This is a genomic window from Cellulomonas citrea, assembly GCF_009829685.1.
Taxonomy (GTDB): Bacteria; Actinomycetota; Actinomycetes; order Actinomycetales; family Cellulomonadaceae; genus Cellulomonas; species Cellulomonas citrea.
The window spans coordinates 1-1,435 of record NZ_VWSD01000286.1; the positions used below are offsets into that span (position 1 = coordinate 1).

Sequence of the window (1,435 nt, forward strand, 5' to 3'; positions counted from 1 at the left end):
CGGTGTCGTCCGCACGCACCTCGACGGCCAACGCCCCCTGACCGGGCGCCGGCAGCATCTGCTCCGGGGTGAACGTCTGCCAGGCCGCGTCCCACCGGCCCAGCCGGGTCAGCCCGGCCCGCGCCAGCACCACGGCCGCCAGATCGGCCTGCGGGCCCAGGGCCCGGGCCAGCCGGGTGTCGACGTTGCCCCGCAGGTCCACCACCTGCAGGTCCGGGCGCAGCGCGCGCAGCTGGGCGGCCCGTCGTGGCGACCCGGTGCCCACCCGGGCCCCGGCCGGCAGATCGGCGAGCCGGGCACCGTCCGGGGTGCACAGCACGTCCCGGGCGTCGACGCGCGGCGGCACCGCCGCCACCCGCAGTCCCGGGGTGGGTGCCGTGGGCAGGTCCTTGAGCGAGTGCACCGCCAGGTCGCAGCGGCCGTCGAGCAGCGCCTCGCGCAGCGCCGCCGCGAAGACCCCGGTGCCCCCCAACGTGCTCAGCGGACCGGTCGCGACATCGCCCTGGGTGCGGATGCGCACCGTCTCGACGTGCAGGCCCTGCGCGGTCAGCGCCGCCGCGACGTGCCCGGTCTGGGTGAGCGCCAACGCACTCGCCCGGGTGCCGACCCGCACCTGCGTCGAAGCGGGTCCGGCATTCTCGGAAATGCGGGCGAGGGGCTCGTCGGGCATCGGTGCGCTCATTTCTGCTGCGTCACCCGGGCGGCCGCGCCGCGGGCGTCCTGGACCACCGAGGCGAGTCCCGTGCCGGCCGCCCACGCCCCCGTGACGGTCAGCCCGGGCAGCTGCTCGGTCACCTCGCGCACCCGGGCCACCGCATCGCGGTGCGCCGCGCTCGGCCGGGGCAGCGCCTGCGTCCAGCGCACCACGTCCGAGCCGACGAGGTCCTCGGCGCGCAGCGGGAGCCCGAGCAGCCGGGACGCCTCGTCGAGCGCGAGCTGCACCAGGCGGTCCCGGTCGGCCGCGAGCTCGTCGGCCTCGCCGCCGCCGCGGCCGTAGGACAGGCGCAGCACGTGCCGGCCAGGGCCCGCGTCGGCCGCCAGCCACGGCCACTTCGCCGTCGCATGGGTGAGAGCCTTCGCGCGCACGTCGTCGACCCCCGGGGCCACGAGCACACCGGTGCCGCGCGGGGCCGCGTCCAGCCGCGGGTCGTCCAGCACGAGCGTCACGAGGACCACCGGGGACCCCTGGTCGAGCGCCACGTCGGCCAGCCCGGGCAGCCCGTCGAGCACGGGGGCGGCGAGCACGACCTGCTCGGCCAGCACGGCTCCGTCCGCCAGCTCGACCCGCCAGCCGTCGTCGGTCCGGTGCACCGCCGTCACCCGGGTGCGGGTGCGGACCTCACCACCGTGCGCCACCAGAGCGGCGACGAGCGCGTCGGTGAGCCCGTGCATCCCGCCGGCCAGCCCGCACACCGCCGAACCCGCCGGTGCCGCG

The 1,435-nt window shown here is 78.2% G+C and carries 2 protein-coding genes; both read right to left on the bottom strand.

The genetic code is table 11. From position 1 onward, the window contains the following. The coding region (hemC, locus tag F2B26_RS16215) for a hydroxymethylbilane synthase (protein ID WP_159811108.1) at positions 1–670 on the bottom strand (670 nt) is incomplete at its 3' end. 8 nt (positions 671–678) lie between these two features. Next, positions 679–1,435, bottom strand: a 757-nt coding sequence (locus tag F2B26_RS16220; protein ID WP_201292794.1) for a protoporphyrinogen/coproporphyrinogen oxidase, incomplete at its 5' end; no start/stop codon positions are given.